Annotated in this window: 18 protein-coding genes; 14 read left to right on the forward strand and 4 right to left on the reverse strand. The window is 66.6% G+C overall.

Annotation, left to right across the window (positions count from 1 at the left end):
• Positions 1-60: 60 nt before the first annotated feature.
• A complete protein-coding gene (locus tag ARTSIC4J27_RS08805; RefSeq protein ID WP_050054829.1) occupies positions 61-1,392 on the reverse strand; it encodes an SAM-dependent methyltransferase in 1,332 nt (443 codons plus the stop codon).
• Between the two features lie 67 nt (positions 1,393-1,459).
• Between ARTSIC4J27_RS08805 and ARTSIC4J27_RS08810 the strand changes: the two genes are divergently transcribed.
• The 6 genes from ARTSIC4J27_RS08810 (at position 1,460) to ARTSIC4J27_RS08835 (ending at position 8,389) form a co-directional block, all read left to right on the forward strand.
• Entirely contained in the window at positions 1,460-2,542 is a 1,083-nt protein-coding gene (locus tag ARTSIC4J27_RS08810; RefSeq protein ID WP_050054830.1) for an FAD-dependent oxidoreductase, read from the forward strand.
• A 53-nt stretch (positions 2,543-2,595) separates the two neighbouring features.
• On the forward strand, positions 2,596-3,747 hold the full coding sequence (locus ARTSIC4J27_RS08815) for a class I SAM-dependent methyltransferase (protein WP_050054831.1): 1,152 nt from the start codon (positions 2,596-2,598) through the stop codon (positions 3,745-3,747).
• 214 nt (positions 3,748-3,961) lie between these two features.
• Positions 3,962-5,164 carry an ROK family transcriptional regulator gene (locus ARTSIC4J27_RS08820; protein WP_050054832.1) on the forward strand — a complete coding sequence of 401 codons (1,203 nt, stop codon included), beginning with the start codon at positions 3,962-3,964 and terminating at the stop codon, positions 5,162-5,164.
• A 109-nt stretch (positions 5,165-5,273) separates the two neighbouring features.
• Entirely contained in the window at positions 5,274-6,626 is a 1,353-nt protein-coding gene (locus ARTSIC4J27_RS08825; protein ID WP_050054833.1) for an extracellular solute-binding protein, read from the forward strand.
• Between the two features lie 3 nt (positions 6,627-6,629).
• Positions 6,630-7,511, forward strand: coding sequence for a carbohydrate ABC transporter permease (locus ARTSIC4J27_RS08830; protein WP_083435383.1), 882 nt, complete (start codon positions 6,630-6,632; stop codon positions 7,509-7,511).
• Complete coding sequence (locus ARTSIC4J27_RS08835) at positions 7,508-8,389, forward strand: carbohydrate ABC transporter permease (RefSeq protein ID WP_083435384.1); 882 nt, start codon at positions 7,508-7,510, stop codon at positions 8,387-8,389. The genes ARTSIC4J27_RS08830 and ARTSIC4J27_RS08835 overlap by 4 nt, the downstream gene beginning before the upstream one ends.
• A 6-nt stretch (positions 8,390-8,395) precedes the next feature.
• Here the strand turns inward: ARTSIC4J27_RS08835 and ARTSIC4J27_RS08840 are convergent, their stop codons facing one another.
• A complete protein-coding gene (locus tag ARTSIC4J27_RS08840) occupies positions 8,396-8,599 on the reverse strand; it encodes a hypothetical protein (RefSeq protein ID WP_050054834.1) in 204 nt (67 codons plus the stop codon).
• Positions 8,600-8,739: 140 nt separating this feature from the next.
• Between ARTSIC4J27_RS08840 and ARTSIC4J27_RS08845 the strand changes: the two genes are divergently transcribed.
• From ARTSIC4J27_RS08845 to metE, 8 genes are all read left to right on the forward strand, one after another.
• Positions 8,740-9,747, forward strand: a complete 1,008-nt coding sequence (locus tag ARTSIC4J27_RS08845; RefSeq protein WP_050054835.1) for an AAA family ATPase — start codon at positions 8,740-8,742, stop codon at positions 9,745-9,747.
• A 7-nt stretch (positions 9,748-9,754) separates the two neighbouring features.
• Complete coding sequence (locus tag ARTSIC4J27_RS08850) at positions 9,755-10,627, forward strand: DUF58 domain-containing protein (protein ID WP_050054836.1); 873 nt, start codon at positions 9,755-9,757, stop codon at positions 10,625-10,627.
• Entirely contained in the window at positions 10,617-11,084 is a 468-nt protein-coding gene (locus ARTSIC4J27_RS08855; protein WP_050054837.1) for a hypothetical protein, read from the forward strand. Before ARTSIC4J27_RS08850 ends, ARTSIC4J27_RS08855 begins: the two co-directional genes overlap by 11 nt.
• Positions 11,075-12,106: a vWA domain-containing protein gene (locus tag ARTSIC4J27_RS08860; RefSeq protein WP_050054838.1), complete on the forward strand. Its 1,032-nt coding sequence runs from the start codon at positions 11,075-11,077 to the stop codon at positions 12,104-12,106. The genes ARTSIC4J27_RS08855 and ARTSIC4J27_RS08860 overlap by 10 nt, the downstream gene beginning before the upstream one ends.
• The gene (locus ARTSIC4J27_RS08865) at positions 12,103-13,149 is read left to right on the forward strand and encodes a vWA domain-containing protein (protein WP_050054839.1); all 1,047 of its coding nucleotides are present in this window, start codon (positions 12,103-12,105) and stop codon (positions 13,147-13,149) included. The genes ARTSIC4J27_RS08860 and ARTSIC4J27_RS08865 overlap by 4 nt, the downstream gene beginning before the upstream one ends.
• Entirely contained in the window at positions 13,146-13,856 is a 711-nt protein-coding gene (locus ARTSIC4J27_RS08870; protein ID WP_050054840.1) for a hypothetical protein, read from the forward strand. The genes ARTSIC4J27_RS08865 and ARTSIC4J27_RS08870 overlap by 4 nt, the downstream gene beginning before the upstream one ends.
• Positions 13,857-14,220: 364 nt before the next feature.
• Positions 14,221-15,186, forward strand: coding sequence for a methylenetetrahydrofolate reductase (locus ARTSIC4J27_RS08875; protein WP_050054841.1), 966 nt, complete (start codon positions 14,221-14,223; stop codon positions 15,184-15,186).
• A gap of 83 nt (positions 15,187-15,269) precedes the next feature.
• Complete coding sequence (gene metE / locus ARTSIC4J27_RS08880; protein WP_050054842.1) at positions 15,270-17,600, forward strand: 5-methyltetrahydropteroyltriglutamate--homocysteine S-methyltransferase; 2,331 nt, start codon at positions 15,270-15,272, stop codon at positions 17,598-17,600.
• A gap of 74 nt (positions 17,601-17,674) precedes the next feature.
• On the opposite strand, the gene ARTSIC4J27_RS08885 is transcribed toward metE, so the two are convergent.
• Entirely contained in the window at positions 17,675-18,181 is a 507-nt protein-coding gene (locus ARTSIC4J27_RS08885) for a DUF2004 domain-containing protein (RefSeq protein WP_050054843.1), read from the reverse strand.
• Between the two features lie 45 nt (positions 18,182-18,226).
• Entirely contained in the window at positions 18,227-19,144 is a 918-nt protein-coding gene (locus ARTSIC4J27_RS08890) for a LysR family transcriptional regulator (protein WP_050054844.1), read from the reverse strand.
• Positions 19,145-19,196: the final 52 nt, after the last annotated feature.

The following is a 19,196-nucleotide window of genomic DNA, read 5'->3' on the forward strand; positions in this document are numbered from 1 at the left end:
AGGTTCGGATCCACGAACAAGCCCAGGAGCCCGGGTTAGCGGGCGGTCAGGAAGCAGCCGCTACAGCCACTGGGCCCGGCGCAGGGGCGGCGGGTCTCCGCCCGGCCGCTGGACCAGGACCTGGTTTACTCCCGTGAGCCCGTTTTCAAAACCCAACGCACTGGACGCCATGTACAGCCGCCACACCCGCGCGCGGCCCAGGCTGGTCAGCTTTACGGCTTCGTCCCAGTGTTCCTCCAGCCTGTTGACCCATGCCCGGAGCGTGAGCGCGTAGTGCCGGCGCAGTGCCTCCACGTCCAGGATCTCGAAGCCTGCGGATTCCAATGCTGTTGCCATTTCGCCCAGGCTGATCATCTCGCCGTCAGGAAAAACGTACCGGGGGATAAAGGAATCTGGATCGGGGTCCGTGGGCCCGGCATTCCACGAGATCGCGTGGTTCAGCAGCCGGCCGCCGGGACGGAGCAGGCTGAACAATGCGGCGGTGTACCGGGGCATTTCGGCTCGTCCCACGTGCTCCGACATGCCGATGGAACTGATGGCGTCAAAGGGCCCGTCCTGGACATCCCGGTAATCCTGCACCCGGATGTCCACGTTCTCCGTGAGGCCCGCTTCTGCCGCCCGTTTGCGGGCCAGGTTTGCCTGCTCTGTGGACAGCGTCACGCCCACCACCGTGACACCGTACTTGCCCGCGGCATGGAGGGCGAAGCTGCCCCAGCCGCAGCCGACGTCCAGCACCCGCATGCCTGCGGTGAGTCCCAGTTTGCGGCACACCAGGTCAAGTTTGGCTTCCTGGGCGGCGTCCAAACCACCGGCAAGGCGTGAACCGGTGGGAACCGGTCCTTCCCCGTTGGAGGGCCAGGCCTCTTCGGGCCACACAGCGCAGGAGTAGACCATGGACGGCCCCAGTACCAGGGAATAGAAATCGTTGCCCACGTCATAGTGGTGGGAAATAGCAGCGGAATCACGGCGCCGGGAATGGGGGCGGCCCTTCCGGGCAACCCGCGCTTCCTCGGCCGGGGGAGCAGGGTTGGGGCCGAGCGCTCCCAACCTCACCGCCGTGCGCACCAGCGTCCAGAGTTCACCTGTGGTGAGCGGCTTGAACGGCCCTGGTTCGGCGAACTTGCCGGCCGAACTGAGCGCCGTGAAGGCGGCGAAGATATCCCCGGGGGAGTCTATGTCACCTGACACGTAGGCGCGGCTGAGGCCCAGCTGGCCGGGGGACCACAGGATGCGCCGCAATGCCCGGCGGGAGCGGAATTCGAGCACCGGAGCGTCTTCCGGGCCGGCTTCGGAACCGTCCCACGCCCGCAGCCGGAGCGGGATTTCCTTCGTGCCCAGCACAATGGCCAGGGCTTTTGCGAGCCGGTCTGCATTCCCTCTTCTGGTGGTCATGGCTGTCCTCCCTGTGTCGTTGGGCCAACACTAAGGGAGGGAGGGCCCGCCCGACTATCATGGGTGGGTGAATTCTCCCCGCGCCGACGTTGTTGTTATCGGTGCGGGCCAGGCGGGGCTTTCCGCCGCCTACCACCTCCAGCGGCGCGGACTGGACTTTACAGTGCTCGACGCCGAGGAGGGTCCGGGCGGTGCCTGGCGCCACCGGTGGAAGAGCCTTCGGATGGCCACTGTGAACGGCATCAGCGATCTTCCCGGCATCGCCAAGCCTGCCGTGGACCCCAGGGAACCCAGTTCGGAGTTCCTGACGCGCTACTTCCGGGACTATGAGGAAGAACTGGGCCTGCGCGTCCAGCGCCCGGTCAAGGTCGCCTCCGTCAGCCGCGAGGACGACGACCCGGCCGGGAGGCTGCTGGTCAGCACGTCCCGCGGGGACTGGAGCGCCGCCGCGGTGATTAATGCCACCGGAACCTGGACCCGGCCCTTCTGGCCGATCTACCCCGGCCAGCACACATTCCGGGGCAGGCAACTGCACGTGGCCGATTATGTTTCAGCCGAAGAATTCGTGGGCCATCACGTCATCGTGGTGGGCGGCGGGATCTCCGCCGTGGGCCTCCTGGACGAGATCTCCCTTGTGACCACCACCAGCTGGTTCACCCGGCGGAAGCCGGTATGGCGGGACGCGGAGTTTGATGCCAAAGCCGGGCACGATGCCGTGGCGCTGGTGGAGGAACGGGTGCGCCAGGGACTGCCGCCGCAAAGCGTTGTGTCCGTAACAGGCCTGATCTGGACACCGCCACTGCGGGCGGCGGCAGCACGGGGTGCCCTTGACCGGCAGCCCATGTTCACCGCCATTGAACCAGACGGCGTCCGGCTGGCGGACGGAGGCCACCTGGCGGCAGACGTTATTCTGTGGGCCACCGGGTTCAGGGCGGAACTTGAACACCTCGCCCCGCTGCACCTCCGCGGGCCGGGCGGGGGCATCCTGATGGACGGGACGCAGGTGGCAAACGAGCCGCGCGTCCATCTGGTGGGCTACGGCCCATCGTCGTCCACCATCGGGGCCAACCGCGCCGGACGCGCCGCGGTTGCGGCGATCCTGAAACTGCCCGGGATCCGCCCCACCGCCGGGACGGTAAATTGGGGCTGACCGTCCGGAGCCCGGACGGAGACTTGCAAACAGGAGAAGGCGGCAGGAACCAGGTGGCAGTAACGAGGCTTGACGAGGTCCTCCCCAGGCTCCGGCGGCGGCCGGACGTTGAAGCACCCAACCTGCAGGCCTGGGATGCAACGGACCGCCTGCTGCTCGACGCTGCCGCCGAGCGGATGCTGCCGGGAAGCAGCATAACGGTCATCGGTGACCGCTACGGCGCCCTGACCCTCGGGGCCCTGGCAGTACTCAATCCCGGAACGCTCCGCGTCCACCAGGACCTCATCACCGGCGAGCAGGCGCTGCGCCTGAACACCGCGGAGGTGCTCGGCCCCGATGCTGCGGAGGCCGGCTTCACCCAGCTGCCCCTCGGCCCGGAACTGCTCCAGGGCGCCGGCATGGTGCTGCTGCAGTTACCCAAGACCCTCGCCGAACTGGACCAGATCGCGGAGGCAGTGGCACGGCATGCCGCGCCGGACGTCGTGCTCCTGGCCGGCGGCCGGGTCAAACACATGTCCCTGGGCATGAATGCTGTCCTGGAACGTCACTTCAGCTCGGTCACACCCCAGCTGGCGCGGCAGAAATCCCGCGTCATTGTGGCCAGCGGTCCACGGGGGAGCGGGGAACCGGAGCGCTTTCCCGTGGTCGAACACCTCGCCGAAATCGACCTCAACGTTGCCGCCCACGGCGCCGTCTTCGCAGGCCCGCGCCTGGACATCGGCACCAGGTTCCTGCTGACGTTCCTGCCTGACATGCGCACCGCACGGCACGCCGTCGACCTTGGCTGCGGCACCGGGATCCTTGCCGCCATGTACGCCCGGCAGCATCCGGGGGGAACCGTCACTGCAACGGACCAGTCAGCCGCAGCGGTGGCATCCGCACTGGCGACGGCCGCCGCCAACGGCCTGGCGGGGCAGGTCAACGTGCTGCAGGACGACGCCATGGCAACGCTCGCGGACGGCAGTGCAGACCTGATCCTCCTGAACCCGCCGTTCCATGTGGGGGCCGGTGTGCATGCCGGAGCAGGCCTGAAGCTCATCGAAGCAGCAGGCCGTGTACTGGCCCCGGGCGGGGAACTCTGGACCGTCTTCAACCGGCATTTGGCCTACTCCCCAGCCCTTGAACGCCACGTCGGCCCTACCGTCGTCAAAGGCCAGAACCCCAAATTCACGGTGACACTGAGCACCCGCCGCACCCCGGGCTGACCTTGCAAACTGCGCCGCCGGGGCAGCGGACCGCCGCGCCCCGCAGCCCATTGCGCTTTCCCGCACAATGCGCCGCGCCGTCGGCCGTTCCTATGGGTCTGCGGGGGTGCGTAACGTACGATTCAGACATCAGTAAGTATGTGCAGAAGACGAAGGGGACGCCGTGACTGAGATCCGTCAATCCTCACCGAGGCGCGGCACGAACCTTCCCCGGATGGGCGACTTCAACCTCACGGTGATCCTTGATGCCATCCGCAGGTCCTCAGGCGGACTCAGCAGGGTGGAACTCGCCCAGATCGTGGGCCTCTCGCCGCAGACCATCTCGAACATTTCCCGCCGCCTCCTGGACCAGAACCTCATTGTCGAAGCCGGCAAGGAGGGCAGCGGCCCGGGCAAGCCCCGCACCATCCTCCGCCTCAACCCCCACGGGATGTTCGCCGTCGGCGTCCACTTGGACCCCGCCGTCACCACGTTCGTGGTCCTGGATCTCGTGGGTGCGGTGGTGCAGCACTCCCGCATCAAGACGCCCGGCGGCAACGATCCTTCGGCAGTCATTTCCACTATCGCCGCGGAGATCGCCCAGCTGGTGGAAAACTCCGGCGTGGACCGGGACAGGATCGCAGGCCTCGGCGTGGCGGCTCCCGGCCCCATCGACCTGGACAACGGCACGGTGGTGGACCCGCCTCTCCTGCCCGGCTGGGACCGGGTGGAACTGCGCAACGCGCTCTCCGAGGCCACCGGATACTCGGTCCTGGTGGACAAGGATGTCACCAGCGCCGCGGTGGCCGAAACGTGGGCCGGCGGTCCGAGCGGAGCGGGCAGCTTCATCTTTATGTACATGGGCACCGGCATCGGCTGCGGGATTGTGCTGAACGACGAAGTGGTGCGCGGCACCTCGGGCAACGCCGGCGAAATCGGCCACATCATGGTGGACCCGGACGGCCCTGAGTGCGACTGCGGCCTGCGGGGCTGCGTCAAGTCCTCCTGCATCCCGCAGGTCCTGGTGGCCGAGGCCGAGGCTGCAGGCATCCTGGACGGCTCCCGGTCCGGCAACAGCGGCGCCGAGGTACAGCAAAGCTTCTCCCGGCTGTGCGAACTCGCGGACGCCGGTGACGAACGGGCGCTGGCCATCATCGACAAGTCTGCGGTGCTGGTTGCCCGCGCAGTGTCGGTGGTCACCAATACCCTTGACGTGGAGCGGGTGGTCTTTGGCGGCCCGTTCTGGAGCGGCCTGGCCGAACGCTACCTCGCGAAGGTGCCGCCGCTGCTGGAGGCCAACAGCGCTGCGCGGCTGATCCACCGCATCGAGGTGGTGGGAACCGGGGTGGGCGAGGATGTGGGCGCCATCGGCGCTGCCTCCCTGGTCCTGGAACACACCCTGGCGCCGCGTGCCCAGAGGCTCCTCCTGGAGAGTTAGGGGGCGCCCTGCCCTTGTTCGGGGCAGGACTCCCATCTAGCATTTGCGTATTGCCGCGGCTGGGGCCCGCTGACAACGGGGTCCGCAGCCTTCGATCGAATGGAGCACCATGCGCCGCCCGGGCCTGAAGAGCATGTCCCTCATCGCTGCTGCAGCGTTCATCCTCACGGCGTGTACGCCGGCGTCTCCCCAAGAGGGCTCCAAGTCCCTGAAGGTGGTCTATCAGAAGACCGATTCCTTCACCGCGCTGGAGACGATGTTCCAGGCCGCCAAGCAGGAGTTTGAGGCGGCCAACCAGGGTGTCACCGTTGAGCTGCTGCCCATCCAGGGGAACGACGACGATTACGGCACCAAGCTGGCCCTTGCGCTCAGATCCCCATCCACCGCCCCGGACGTCTTTTACGAGGACACCTTCAAGGTCCGCTCCGACGTGGACGCCGGATACCTCCTGAAGCTGGACAGCTACCTTGAGGGCTGGGCGGACTGGGCGAAGTTCGACGACGGCGCCAAGGCAGCAGGGCGCGCGGACGACGGCGGCACCTACGCAGTGCCGCTGGGCACCGACACGCGGGCCATCTGGTACAACAAAAAGGTCTTCGAAGCCGCCGGGATCAGTTTGCCCTGGCAGCCGCGCGACTGGCAGGAGATTCTTGACACCGCCCGGAAGATCAAGGCGGACGACCCCTCCGTGATCCCCTTCAACATGTACGCCGGGAAGGGCACCGGCGAAGGCACCGTGATGCAGGGCTTCTACGAGCTCCTCTACGGCACCGGCTCCACCCTCTACGACGAAGAGTCCAAAAAGTGGGTGGTGGGATCCGCCGGGTTCAAGGATTCGCTGGGCTTCCTCAAGACCCTCTATGACGAGGGGCTGGCCGTGACGCCTGCCGAAGCCCTTGACGCGAACGTGTGGAAGAAAGTGTTCGGCGAGTGGTTCCCCACCGGAAAACTCGGCGCCACCGTGGAAGGTTCCTACGCGCCGTCGTTCTGGCAGGACGGCGGCAGCTACGAATGGCCCGGTTACGCCCAGGACATGGCCGTGGCCCCGTTCCCCACCCAGGACGGCGGCGACCCCGGGGCCGTGAGCATGTCCGGAGGCTGGACACTGGCCATCGGAGCCGGGACCAAGGAACCGGACCTCGCCTTCAAATTCCTCAGCACTGCACTGAACCGGGACAACTCCCTGAAGTTCACGCTTGACAGCTCCCAGATCGCGGTCCGAAGCGATGTTGCCGGTGACTCCGGCTACCAGGCGGCCAATCCGTTCGTGAAGGACGTCTCCGGACTCGTCTCCGTCACCCGATACCGCCCTGCCACCTCCGACTACCCCCGCATCTCGGCGGCAGTCCAGGAGGCAACGGAGGCCGTCATCACCGGAGCAAAGTCGCCCGAACAGGCGGCTGCGGACTACGACGCAGCCGTTGCGGACATTGTGGGCGGCGACAAGACCGTCCGGAAGTAAGCGGTGCCGGCCCGATCGGGGGGACGGGGCCTGCTGCGCTATCTGCCTGTCCTGCCTGCCCTCCTGCTCCTGCTGGTTTTCCTCGCCGGACCCGTGTTCTGGGCCTTCCAGGCCTCGTTCACCAATACCGGACTGACGGGAAGGAACGCACGCAATCCTGAATGGGTGGGGCTGGAGAACTACCAGCGGCTGCTGCTGGACCCGGTGTTTCCGCTCTCGCTGGGCCTGACCGTGTTGTTCGTGGGAGGGTCCGCTGTCCTGGGCCAGAACCTGCTGGGGCTGGCTCTGGCTGTACTGATGCGGCGGGCGCGCCGGGCCGTGTCTGCGGTGGTGGGGACCGCAGTGGTGGCGGCCTGGGTGCTTCCCGAAATCGTGGCGGCCTTCGCCGCCTACGCCTACTTCAGCCGGGACGGAACGCTGAACCAACTGCTGGGTGGCCTGGGGGCGGGGCAGCCTGACTGGCTCTATACATGGCCGATGGCGGCGGTGGTGCTGGCCAATATCTGGCGTGGCACGGCCTTTTCCATGCTGGTGTACCGCGCTGCCCTGAACGATATTCCTGCCGAGGTGGTTGAAGCCGCCCAGATGGACGGCGCGACCGGCTGGCAACGGCTGGCCTTCATTACGCTGCCCATGATCCGGAACAGCATCGCCACCAATCTGATGCTCATCACACTGCAGACGCTCGCTGTTTTCACCCTGATCTGGGTGATGACTGCCGGCGGCCCGGCCAACTCCAGCACTACCCTCCCGGTCCTGGCCTACCAGGAAGCCTTCAAGTTCGGCGACATCGGGTACGGGACTGCGGTGGCTTCGGTGCTGCTCCTCATCGGCGCGGTGTTCGGTGTCGGCTACATCCGGCTGCTGAGGGAGGGGAAGCGTTGACCGCGCCGGCAAGGGCACCAGGGGTTGCCCCCTCCGAAGCGCCCGCGCGTCCGCGCAGGCCGCGGCACCGCCGCAGCAGTCCCGCAGATCTGGCTCTCCTGCTGCTGGGCGCCTGTTTTGTGCTTCCCCTGCTGTGGCTCGTCCTGGCGTCCTTTGACGCCGAAGCGGGCCACGAGACACGGATTCCAAAGGCCGTCACCCTGGACAACTTCGCTGCCGTGATGACACCCGGGCTCCTGCTGCAGCCGCTGTGGAACAGCCTGCTCCTCTCGGCCGGGACTGCCCTTGTCACGCTTGCGGCGGCCGTCCTCGCCGCCTATCCGCTGTCCCGCTTCCAGTCCCGTTTCAACACGCCGTTTATGTCCGTGGTGCTTCTGGGCACCTGCCTGCCCATCACGGCCATTATGGTGCCGGTCTACGGGCTCTTCGTCCAGCTGGAACTGCTGGATTCGCTGCCGGCCACCACCCTGTTTATGGCCGCCACCGCCCTGCCCATGGCCATCTGGATGACCCGGAACTTCATGGACGCCGTGCCGGTATCCCTGGAGGAAGCAGCGTGGGTGGACGGCGCGTCAAGGATGACCGCGCTGCGCACCATCGTCCTGCCGCTGATGCGGCAGGGGCTCGGCGTCGTGTTCATTTTTGTGTTTATCCAGGCCTGGGGCAACTTCTTTGTCCCGTTTGTGCTGCTCCTGTCCGAGGCAAAGCAGCCCGCGGCGGTATCCATTTTCAGCTTCTTTGGACAGCATGGAGCAGTTGCCTACGGCCAGCTGGCCGCATTTTCCATCCTGTATTCGCTGCCGGTGCTGGCCCTGTACGTCATTGTGGCCAGGGGTGCCGGCAACTCCTTTGCATTGTCCGGAGCGGTGCGGGGGTAGTCGCTGCTAGTCGATGTCCTCCACCACCACGCCGAAGGGGATGCTGTCGTCCAGGTGTGCCTGGTGGCCGGTCGCGCCGGGGTTGTAAACAACCCGGACGCCATGAAGCTTGTCCGCGGCTGACTGCTGCAGGACAGGCTTGACGGTGCTGATGAACATCTCGCTCTTGTCGGCGAGAAACTCCTTGTAACTGGCTGGAAGCTCGCTCATGTCAAAAGAATAGACCTGCGCAGCTGCGGTGGGGAGGGGTCCCCATTGCCCAAACCCGGGGATCCGTCTTGGATAGGATGGCGGCGGAGCGCGGTCCGGCCGGGAACGCGCGCCCAACACAGCCACCAGGGGGAATTGCAGTGCTTCAAACCAGCTCTTCGGCAAGGATCGAACCGCAGGAGCTGGCCCGGGCGCAGCAGGTTGCCGCCAGCATTTCCAGGAGCTTCGACGCGAAGATGGTAGGCCAGTCCCGGCTGCGCGAATCGCTGCTGGTGGGCCTGCTCACCGGTGGTCACATCCTCCTTGAAAGCGTTCCGGGCCTTGCCAAGACCACCGCTGCCCAGACCGTCGCCGAAGCCATCAGCGCGGAGTTCCGGCGGATCCAGTGCACACCGGACCTGCTGCCAAGCGACATCGTGGGGACCCAGATCTACGACGCCGCCAAGGGAACCTTCGTCACCCAGCTGGGCCCGGTGCACGCCAACATCGTGCTGCTGGATGAGATCAACCGCTCCAGCGCCAAGACCCAGAGCGCCATGCTGGAGGCCATGCAGGAACGGCAGACCTCCATCGGTGGCCAGGAATACCGGCTGCCGTCCCCGTTCCTGGTCCTGGCCACCCAGAACCCGATCGAGCAGGAAGGCACCTACCAGCTTCCGGAAGCCCAGATGGACCGCTTTATGCTCAAGGACGTCCTCGACTACCCCTCGCCCGTGGAGGAAGCCGAGATCATCCGCCGGATCGATGCCGGAGTGTTCACCGACGGGCAAAAGCCGGCGGCTGCGGCTTCGCTGGATGCGGTGGCCGGCGTCCAGGACGTGGTGAAGCGGATCTACATCGATCCGGCGGTCATCAACTACATCGTGGGGCTGGTCTACGTCACCCGGAATGCGCAGCAGTACATCGACGCGCGGCTCGCCGGCTTTATTGAGTTCGGCGCCAGCCCGCGCGCCAGCATCGCCTTCAGCCAGGCGGCACGTGCAGTGGCGCTGCTGCAGGGCCGGGACCACGTGATTCCGGAGGACGTGAAATCACTCGCCCACCGCGTCCTGCGGCACCGCCTCATCCTGAATTTCGAGGCAGTGGCGGAGCAGGTACCGGTGGAGACGGTGATTGACGCCGTAGTCGCCGCCGTCCAGACACCCTGATGCCGGAATGACAAGCCTCCTTCACCGGGTGAAGTCGAAGATGGCCATCTTCGCGCACCGCAAGGCCCGCGGCATGCTCGACGGCGAATACGGTTCCGTGTTCCACGGACGCAGCCTGGACTTCGACGATCTCCGCGCCTACGTCCCCGGCGACGAGGTACGCGACATCGACTGGAAGGCGACGGCCCGCCACGGAACGCCGCTGATCAAAAGATACGTGGCCGTCCGGAGGCAAACGGTCCTGCTCATCACCGATACCGGGCGCAATATGGCAGCCGAAGCTGCCGGCGGGGAAATCAAAAAGGATGTAGCCGTCATGGCGCTTGGGGTGATGGCGTACCTGGCCCACCGGCACGGGGATGTGGTGGGCCTGGTGAGCGGCGACGCCACGGAAACAAGGTCGTTGCCGGCCAAAGGCGGCGAAGCCCACCTCGAACGGCTTCTGCGCCACGTCCATGCAAGTGCCACCGCGGATTCCGCTGCCAGCAGGCTGGAGGACCAGCTGGAGCATGTGGCCCGCACCGTCAAGGGGAGATTCCTGCTGTTCGTCGTCGCGGATGAATTAACGGCCACCCCGTCGCTGGCCGGTCTGCTCCGCCGGCTCCGGGCGCAGCACGAGATCCTCTGGCTCACGGTCCGCGATGCCGAACTGGCCACAGGAGGGGATTGGTACAGCGTGCACGATGCCACGCCACTGCCAGGGCAATTGGCAGGGTCCGCCGGTGTTGCCGCAGCCTATGCCCGGGCGGTGATGGACAGGGACGCCGGCAGGCAGGACATGCTCCGCCTGGCAGGAATCACCGAGGGTTCGGTTTCCGGCAGCCAGGACGTCATGACGGAACTGTTCGCACTCCTGGAAAGGCACCGGCGTGCAGGCTGACCCCGGATTCCTCGGCCCGCTGCCCTACAGTCCGCTATGGACCTGGGCAGGCGCAATCCTGGTGCTGCTGGTGGCAGCCTGGTACGCGTTTGTCCTGGCCGGCACCAGGCGTCCCCGCCCAAAGCCCGCTTCCCGCCCCGCCCCGCTCACCGACCTGCCCGCACTCCAGGCGGCCTACCTCCAACGCATCGCTGACGTGGAGCAGCAGGCGGCAGCGGGGAGCATCAGTGCCCGTGCCGCTCATCAGGAGATCAGCCTCCTGCTGCGGCGGTTCGTGCGCGACGCCACCGGGGTGGACGCGCCCAGGATGACGCAGTCCGACCTCGCCAAGCACCCCCTGCCCCAGGCCGCGAACGCCGTCGGTGCGCTGTACCCGGGCGAGTTCGGGCCCGAGCCGCTGCCCGCCGTCGCATCCTCCGCCGCGACGGCACGCGAGGCGGTGCGCTCGTGGAGCTGATGTTCTGGTGGGTGGTTCCGCTGGGTGCAGCCGGGGCGGGCCTCGCGGCCTGGACGGCGTTGCATCCGGCCAGGAACGCCAACGCACGACGCCGGCCGGCAGCCCACGTTGACAGGCTCACGTCACTGCCCGAGTACCAGGCGGCGTTGCGGAGGCACCGCCGCTGGCTTGTTGTTGCAGCAGCCGCCTGCGGCGCCCTGCTGGCGTCAACCCTGCTGGCCGCCGGCCGCCCGGTGGCCGTGGACACCATCAGGCCGGAGCAGCACAACCGTGACATTGTCCTGTGCCTGGACGCCTCCGGATCCATGAGCAGCGCGGACGCCGAGGTGGTGGAGGTGTTTGCCCGGCTGGCGGATGAATTTAAGGGCGAACGGATCGGGCTCACTGTTTTTGACAGCACAGCCGTCCAGGTCTTCCCCCTCACCGACGACTATGAGTACGCCCGGGAACAGCTGACCCTTGCGCGGGACGCCTTCAACGGCAAACCAGGATCATCCGGCTTCCTCGACGGGACCTGGAGCGGCCGCGGGTCATCGTTGATCGGGGACGGACTGGCCTCCTGCATCACCAGCTTCCCGTCCGGCACGGACCAGGCAGGCAGCAACGAGGCGGGCGGCGGCCGGGAGAGCGGCCCGCCCCGGCGCTCGCGGTCGGTGGTCCTCGCAACGGACAACTTCGTTTCGGGGGATCCCATCATGAGTCTTGCGGAGGCTGCCCGGATGGCGAAGGAGCGGAATGTGCATGTTTATGCCCTCAACCCCGGAGACTTCGATTACGGAACTGATGAGAACCAGCCCGGGGCGCAGCTGAGGTCGGCCGCCGAGCTCAGCGGGGGAGCGTACTACGCCCTGGACAGCCCGGAGGCAGTGCCCGGCATTGTGCGCGCGGTGCAGGACACCGAAGCATCCGCCCTCCAGGGGGCGCCCCGTGCTGTAGTCACCGAGGGGCCCGACCTGCCGCTGGCCGCCGCCCTGCTGTCCGGGCTCGTCCTTGGTGTGGCTTCCTGGCGGCTCAGGCCATGACGTTGCTGCCGGTCCTGCCGTGGTGGATCCTCCTGCCCGTCATCGCGGTTGCCCTCTTGTTCATGGTCTGGCGGATCGTGCTCGAACGGCTGCGGCCGGGAGGCCGGGCGTGGGTCCGCCGCAGCGTGCTGGTTCTTCTCGTGGCGGCGGCTGCACTCCGGCCCGGCGTGCCCGGCGGTTCCGTCCAGGCAGCCACGGCGGACCTCAACGTCTTTTTTGTAGTGGACACCACCAGCAGCATGGTGGCCGAGGACTACGGAAATGCGGCGCCCCGCCTGGCTGGCGTCCGCCAGGACATCATGGCCATCGCCGAGGAACTGCCGGGGGCCCGGTTTTCCGTGATCACCTTTGACACCGAAGCCCGTGTCCGGATGCCCCTGACCGCCGACACTTCAGCGCTGGAAACCATCACCGCCATTCTCGAACCGCAGGTCACGGTCTATGCCAAGGGCAGCAGCATCACCGCCGCACGTGAGGTGCTGGCTGAACGCCTGTCCGCTGCCAAGGACAGTCACCCCGGCCGGCCCCGGCTGGTGTTCTACCTGGGTGACGGTGAGCAAACCAGCGCAACGGAACCAGCACCCCTCACGCTCGATGACGGACTGGTGGCCGGGGGAGCAGTGCTGGGATACGGAACCTCCAGCGGTGGACGCATGAAGGAGAACACCGGGATGGAGTCCGACGCCGGTTCCCCCTACATCCAGGACTTCACCGGGAGTGCCGCCAGGGACGCCCTGTCGGTCATCGATGAGGACCGGCTTCGGGGGATTGCGGCTCAGCTGGGCGTGCCCTACGTGCACCGGTCGGACGGGGACGCGGCCTCAGCCATGCTGCAGGAGGCGCGGCCCGGGGCCTTGGAACGGACTTCGGAGGACAGCACTTTGACCGGCCGGACCGAGGTGTACTGGCTCCTTGCCGCCGCGGCCTTTGTACTCGGACTGCTGGAGATGAGAGGGATCATCCGGCAGCTGCGTGAGGTGCGGCTTACAGGCAGCCCTCTTCGTGCGCCGCACGGCGGCCAGCCCAGGGAGGGGGCACGATGAGGCGCCGCCTGCTGGTGTGGTCAGCCTTGCCCGCCGTGCTGCTGCTGTGCCTGGCGGCCAGGCTGCTCAGCCTGGATCCCCTCGCCCGGCACGCAGCCGCTGCCTTCGACGCCAAGGACGCGGCCGCCGTCGGACAGGCTGCAGATGCGCTCATGGCCGGAAACATCGTGGAACGGCACAAGGCGCCCTTCGCAGCGGGGGACGCCGAGGCGCTCGCCGGCAACTTTGCCGCTGCCCGGCTGCGCTTCGAGGACGCCCTGGACCTTGCCCCGCCAGGCTCCCCCGACGCCTGCGCCATCCGGCTCAACCTGGTCCTGTCCATCGAACGGCTCGGGGACGGGAAGCAGCGTGCGGAGGATGGGGCGGGTGCCGCGGCCCTGTTTACCGAGGCGCTGGAGGTGGCCCGTGCAGCCCCGGACGGCTGCTTTTCAGGGGGAGCGGCTGCTGATGCCGGCGAAAAACTCAGCCAGGCAGAAGGACGCCTGAACGGGAAACTCAGCACGGCCCGAGACTCCGTTGCGGAGCAGGGCAATGCGGCGGAGGAGGGCGTGCCGGAGGAACCGGAGGCAGATCCCCCGAGCCCGAACCAGCTGGAACAGTTGGAGCAAAGCGCCCGGGAGTCCCAGCGGGAACGCAACAATGGACGGGAACGCTCGGACTACCTCGAGGACTCCGGAACCGGTCCCGGCGTGGACCGGCCTTGGTGACCGGCCTTGAAGCGGGGCGCCGGCCGGCAACGTGAAGCGGCGCCGGAGCGAACATTGTTCTGTTCGGGAAAGAAACAAGGCGTAAGACTGCGTCTTAATTCGGAGCCCAACTTGAAAGCTCCTCGCGCCACTCATAGAGTTCTATACAAGTTACCGCGGTAACGTGTCAGCGATCCTCCGTTTTGGAGGGTGTGGGTGCCCCCATGTGGGCCTGACATTTGCTCACGGACAACTTCATTCCAGGCGTAACAGTCGCGGCTGCGTCCTTGTGGAGTTCCTCCGTGTTCCCCAAACTCAATTCATTGCCGGCCTCCCGCCGTTTTTTGGCAGGGGAGCCCCCAATGGCCCAAAGCCAAGGATGCAAATGTCGCCACCAAGCCTTATTGACACACACCCGAATCTCTCCGACACCGCCCCGGTGGCGCTTTCCTACGAGCTTTTCCCGCCCCGTTCGCCGGCAGCCGCGGAAACGCTCTGGACCACCATCCGGGAACTGGAAACCACCGAGCCCGACTACGTCTCCGTCACCTATGGTGCCAGCGGCTCCAACCGGGACACCGCCGTCGAGCTCATCAACCGGCTCCTGCTCGAAACCACCCTCCGGCCGCTGGCCCACCTGACCTGCGTTGGCAATACGCCCCAGGAACTGGCGGGCATCATCGGCGAACTGCTGGACACCGGTGTGCGCGGGATCCTCGCCCTGCGTGGTGATCTCCCCAAGGACGGCGGCGAACCCGTTCCCGGGGCCCTGCGGTACGCCCAGGACCTGATCGAACTCATCCGCCGCGTGGAGCAGCGCCGTTCAGCACTGCTCTGTGCAGGAAAGATCGCTGTTGGCGTGGCGGCATACCCCACCCGGCACCCCGAGTCGCCAAGTGAGGAGCACGACGTCGAGGTGCTGCTCGCCAAGCAGCGTTCCGGCGCGGACTTCGCCATCACCCAGGTCTTCTTCCACGCCGGGCAGTACGCCGACCTCCTCACCCGGGCACGCCGTGCCGGCGTCACCATCCCCATCATTCCCGGCGTGATGCCGCTGACCAGCCTCCGCCGCCTCAAGCGGCTGGGCGAACTGGCCGGAGTTGAGCCGGCCGCGGAACTGATGGAACGCCTGGCCGCCGCGGACAACGACATTGAACGCCTCCACATTGGCGTCGATGCCACGGTGGACCTGGCCAACGCCGCCCTGGATGCAGGTGCGCCCGGCATCCACCTCTACACCTTCAATGAACACCAAAGCGCACTGGAAGTGCTGGACAAACTGGCCCTTCCCCGGCACTCCCGTTCCGGGATCCGGCGGGCCGCCCTCGCCGGGCGCCAGCTCGCAAGCTGACGCCTTCGCAGAGCCGCTCCGCGCTTTAGACCCCGGCTTCTAAGCCCACACTTTCAAACCCAGCTCCTACCTGAGGATTTGCCATGCCTGAAAACAACACGCCTTTCCCGTCCGCCTCACTCCTCGGCTACCCCCGCATCGGCCGCCGCCGCGAGCTCAAGAAGGCCGTCGAGGCCTACTGGGCCGGCAAGATCGACGCCGCCGCACTGGACGCCGCCGCCAAGGACATCCAGCTGGCCATCGCCAGGCGCCTGCAGGAACTCGGCCTGACCGAAGCCGCCGCCGTCCCCGGCACCTTCTCCTACTACGACCAGGTCCTGGACACCACCGCGCACCTCGGCGCAGTGCCGGCCCGCTTCGGCAACCTCCTCAACGCTGAGGGACAGCTGGACATCGACGGCTACTTCACCCTGGCCCGCGGCAACAAGGAACAGCAGCCGCTGGAAATGACCAAGTGGTTCGACACCAACTACCACTACCTGGTGCCGGAAATCGGTCCGGAGACCGAGTTCACCCTCGCCTCCACGGCCAAGGTTGACGAGTTCGCCTTCGCCCTGGCCAACGGCATCGAGACCCGCCCGTACATCGTTGGCCCGGTCACCTACCTGCTGCTCTCCAAGGCCTCCGATGACGCCCCTGCCGGCTTCGCCCCGCTGTCCCGCCTTGAGGACATCCTGCCCGTCTACGTCCAGTTGCTCGAGAAGCTCGCAGCAGCCGGTGCCGGCTGGGTCCAGCTCGACGAGCCGGCCCTGGTGGTTGACCAGGACACCCCGGCCGCCGACATCGAAGCCGCCGTTGCCCGTGCCTACGAGGTCCTCACCGCTGCAGCCAACCGCCCGCAGATCCTCGTCTCCACCCCGTACGGCGCCCTCGACGGCCAGCTCGGCACCCTCGCCGCCACCAACATCGACGCCCTGCACATCGACGTCTTCAAGGGCGCAGTTCCCTCGGCCGCAGCACTGGAGGGCCTTGGCAACAAAACCCTGGTTGCCGGCGTCGTGGACGGTCACAACATCTGGCGCAACGACCTCGCCGAATCCGCCGCGAAGCTGGATGCACTGAAGGAGGCCGCCGGCAGGCTCGCCGTTTCCACCTCCACCTCCACCCAGCACGTTCCGCACGACGTTGCCGAGGAAACCCAGCTGTCCGAGCAGCTGCGCAGCTGGCTCGCGTTCTCCGACCAGAAGGCCGTGGAGGTCAAGACCCTCGCCGCGTACCTGGCAGACCCCGCCTCCGCGAAGGCAGCCATCGACGAAGCGACGGCAGTGATCGCCTCCCGCGCCACCGCCGAAGGCGTCCGCCGTTCAGACGTCCGGGCCCGCACCGAGGCCCTGACCGCCGCCGACTTCTCCCGCTCCGAGTACTCGGTCCGTGAAGCAGCCCAGGAAGAAGCACTGAACCTGCCGCCGCTGCCCACCACCACCATCGGCTCCTTCCCTCAGACGTCGGAGATCCGTTCGGCCCGCGCCCGCAACAACAAGGGCGATCTCACCAACGAGCAGTACGAAAAGCTCATGAAGGACGAGATCAAGCGGGTTGTGGACCTGCAGGAAGAGCTGGGCTACGACGTCCTGGTGCACGGCGAGCCCGAGCGCAACGACATGGTGCAGTACTTCGCCGAGAACCTCGAAGGATTCGACGTCACCGTCCACGGCTGGGTCCAGTCTTACGGTTCGCGCTGCACCCGTCCGTCCATCCTGTGGGGCGATGTGACCCGCAGCGCCCCCATCACGGTTGAGTGGGCCCAGTACGCACAATCCCTGACCAGCAAGCCGATGAAGGGCATGCTCACCGGTCCGGTCACCATCCTGGCCTGGTCCTTCGTCCGTGACGACCAGCCCCTGGGTGAGACCGCCAACCAGGTGGGCCTGGCCCTGCGCGACGAGATCGCCGACCTCGAAGCCGCCGGCATCAAGGTCATCCAGGTGGACGAGCCCGCCCTGCGCGAACTCCTGCCGCTGCGCAAGGCAGACCACGCCGACTACCTGAAGTGGTCCGTGGACTCCTTCCGCCTGGCCACCGCCGGTGCTGCCGACGCCACCCAGATCCACACCCACCTCTGCTACTCCGAGTTCGGCGTGATCATCGACGCGATCGACGGCCTGGACGCGGACGTGACCTCCATCGAGGCAGCCCGGTCCCGCATGGAGGTTGTGCACGACCTCGAGTCGCACGGTTTCGGCCGCGGCGTTGGCCCGGGTGTCTACGACATCCACTCGCCGCGCGTTCCGGGCACCGAGGAAGTCACCGAACTGCTCAGCACCGCTGTGAAGCACGTTCCGTCCCGCCAGCTCTGGGTCAACCCTGACTGCGGCCTCAAGACCCGCGGTTATGTTGAGACCGAGGAATCCCTGCGGAACCTGGTCGAGGCCACCAAGACGGTCCGCGCCGGACTGCTGGAAGCGGCGAAGTAATCAGAGCAAACTAAATGCCCGACGGCGGGTGGTCACCAATGATGACCACCCGCCGTCGGGCTTTAATCAAGAAGTCAGGACTCCCAGACGATCTCGTCGTCCACTACGCCGTCCTCGTCCGCCGATGCCACCAGGACCTCATCGGTGAAGTGCTCGCCCAGGGTGAAGTCCATCACGAAGTAGCGTTCAGGCTGGCCCGGATAAATACCCACGCGGCCCAGCTTCAGTGCTTTGAGGAACACTTCCTTGGTGAGCTGGCTCCGGTGCTGGACACCAAAAACCTTGTGCAGGTGCTCATCCTTGAGCGCGTTGCAGTGGAAGTGAAGGTATTCCTGGGGGCTGGTGCCTTCCTGGTCCAGCTCCTCCGCGATCATGTCCCGTACCTCGTCCACCAGTTCGGGCAGGAACCGCAGCCGGTAATCCACCTTGCGAAGCGCCGCCTCGTCGAAGTGGTCGTGCGCGGTGATGTTCAGGTCGATCTCCAGCGGATGGCCGCGCAGCTCATGTTTGGCAGCAATGTTGTGATCGCTGCCGTGGTTGAGCTCGATCTCGCCAAAGTGCTGGCTCGCTACCTTGTTCATAGTTTCAACATAGACCCGAAGTGCGGTGCATTCCAGCGTTCGGGCCTAATTCACCGCCTTGGGCATCCCGGCGAACGTCTCGGCCAGCAAATCGACGAACAGCTGGACCCGGGCGGTTTTCCTGTCGTTGATGAGCAGTGCAAAAACATTGCGGGCCAGACGGATTTCCGGGACGTCCAGCACCACCACACCGGCAGGCTTGTTCCGCAGCGCGAGCTCGGGGACCAGGGCCGCGCCCAGCCCGGCAGCGGCCATCTCCAGGCTGGCATGGAAGTCGTCGCTGTGGGCCACTACCCGCGGGTGCAGGTTGCAGCCGGCAAAGAGCCGTTCGATGACCATGGCATCGCTCGTTCCGGGATGGTGCACGATCCAGGGCATCTCGGACAGGTGGTCCGCTGCCACCTTCGCCTCGGCACGGAAACCCCAGCCCGCAGGCAACACCACACGGAAGTCGTCGTCGCCGATCCATTGCCTGTTGATCGTGTTGGGCCAGGCGAAGCCGGTCTGGCCCACCTGGAAAACCACTGCCAGGTCCAGGTCGCCGCCGGCACGCAGGCCCTGGATGGTCTGGCCGGGCTCAGCGACGGAGACCTTCAGGTCGATGCCCAGGTTCTTCCATGTTGGATTCTTCAGGATCCGCGGCAGGACAAAGGTGGCCAGGCTGGGGAAGATCCCGAGGCGCAGTTCCTGGTGCGCCGAATCCTGGGTTTTGGAGGCTGCGGCCATGAGTGCCTCGATGTCCGTGAGCACCTTGGCGGCGTGCCGGCTCATCACGACGGCGGCTTCCGTGGGCACCACGCTGCGCGCCGAGCGCTGGAAGAGGACCACGCCGGTGTCCCGTTCCAACGCGGACATCTGCTGGGAAACGGCTGAGGCGGTGTAGCCAAGCGTTGACGCGGCGGCCGCGAACGAGCCCAGCCGCGTGACCTCCAGGAGGGTCTTCAGGTGTACCGGATTTACCACCAGCCCACAGTACTCTGCCGTACACCGTCGAAGAAGCTGAAGCCCAGACCCA

This window comes from Pseudarthrobacter siccitolerans (assembly GCF_001046895.1).
In the GTDB taxonomy this organism is placed as follows: Bacteria; Actinomycetota; Actinomycetes; order Actinomycetales; family Micrococcaceae; genus Arthrobacter; species Arthrobacter siccitolerans.

What these genes read in the sequence shown, in the direction of transcription:
- ARTSIC4J27_RS08840 (WP_050054834.1), bottom strand. Translation starts at nt 8,599, where the DNA reads ATGAGCGAGCTTCCAGCCAGTTACAAGGAGTTTCTCGCCGACAAGAGC.
- ARTSIC4J27_RS08870 (WP_050054840.1), top strand. Translation starts at nt 13,146, where the DNA reads ATGAGGCGCCGCCTGCTGGTGTGGTCAGCCTTGCCCGCCGTGCTGCTG.
- ARTSIC4J27_RS08885 (WP_050054843.1), bottom strand. Translation starts at nt 18,181, where the DNA reads ATGAACAAGGTAGCGAGCCAGCACTTTGGCGAGATCGAGCTCAACCAC.
- ARTSIC4J27_RS08875 (WP_050054841.1), top strand. Translation starts at nt 14,221, where the DNA reads ATGTCGCCACCAAGCCTTATTGACACACACCCGAATCTCTCCGACACC.
- ARTSIC4J27_RS08805 (WP_050054829.1), bottom strand. Translation starts at nt 1,392, where the DNA reads ATGACCACCAGAAGAGGGAATGCAGACCGGCTCGCAAAAGCCCTGGCC.
- ARTSIC4J27_RS08850 (WP_050054836.1), top strand. Translation starts at nt 9,755, where the DNA reads ATGACAAGCCTCCTTCACCGGGTGAAGTCGAAGATGGCCATCTTCGCG.
- metE (WP_050054842.1), top strand. Translation starts at nt 15,270, where the DNA reads ATGCCTGAAAACAACACGCCTTTCCCGTCCGCCTCACTCCTCGGCTAC.
- ARTSIC4J27_RS08820 (WP_050054832.1), top strand. Translation starts at nt 3,962, where the DNA reads ATGGGCGACTTCAACCTCACGGTGATCCTTGATGCCATCCGCAGGTCC.
- ARTSIC4J27_RS08825 (WP_050054833.1), top strand. Translation starts at nt 5,274, where the DNA reads ATGCGCCGCCCGGGCCTGAAGAGCATGTCCCTCATCGCTGCTGCAGCG.
- ARTSIC4J27_RS08865 (WP_050054839.1), top strand. Translation starts at nt 12,103, where the DNA reads ATGACGTTGCTGCCGGTCCTGCCGTGGTGGATCCTCCTGCCCGTCATC.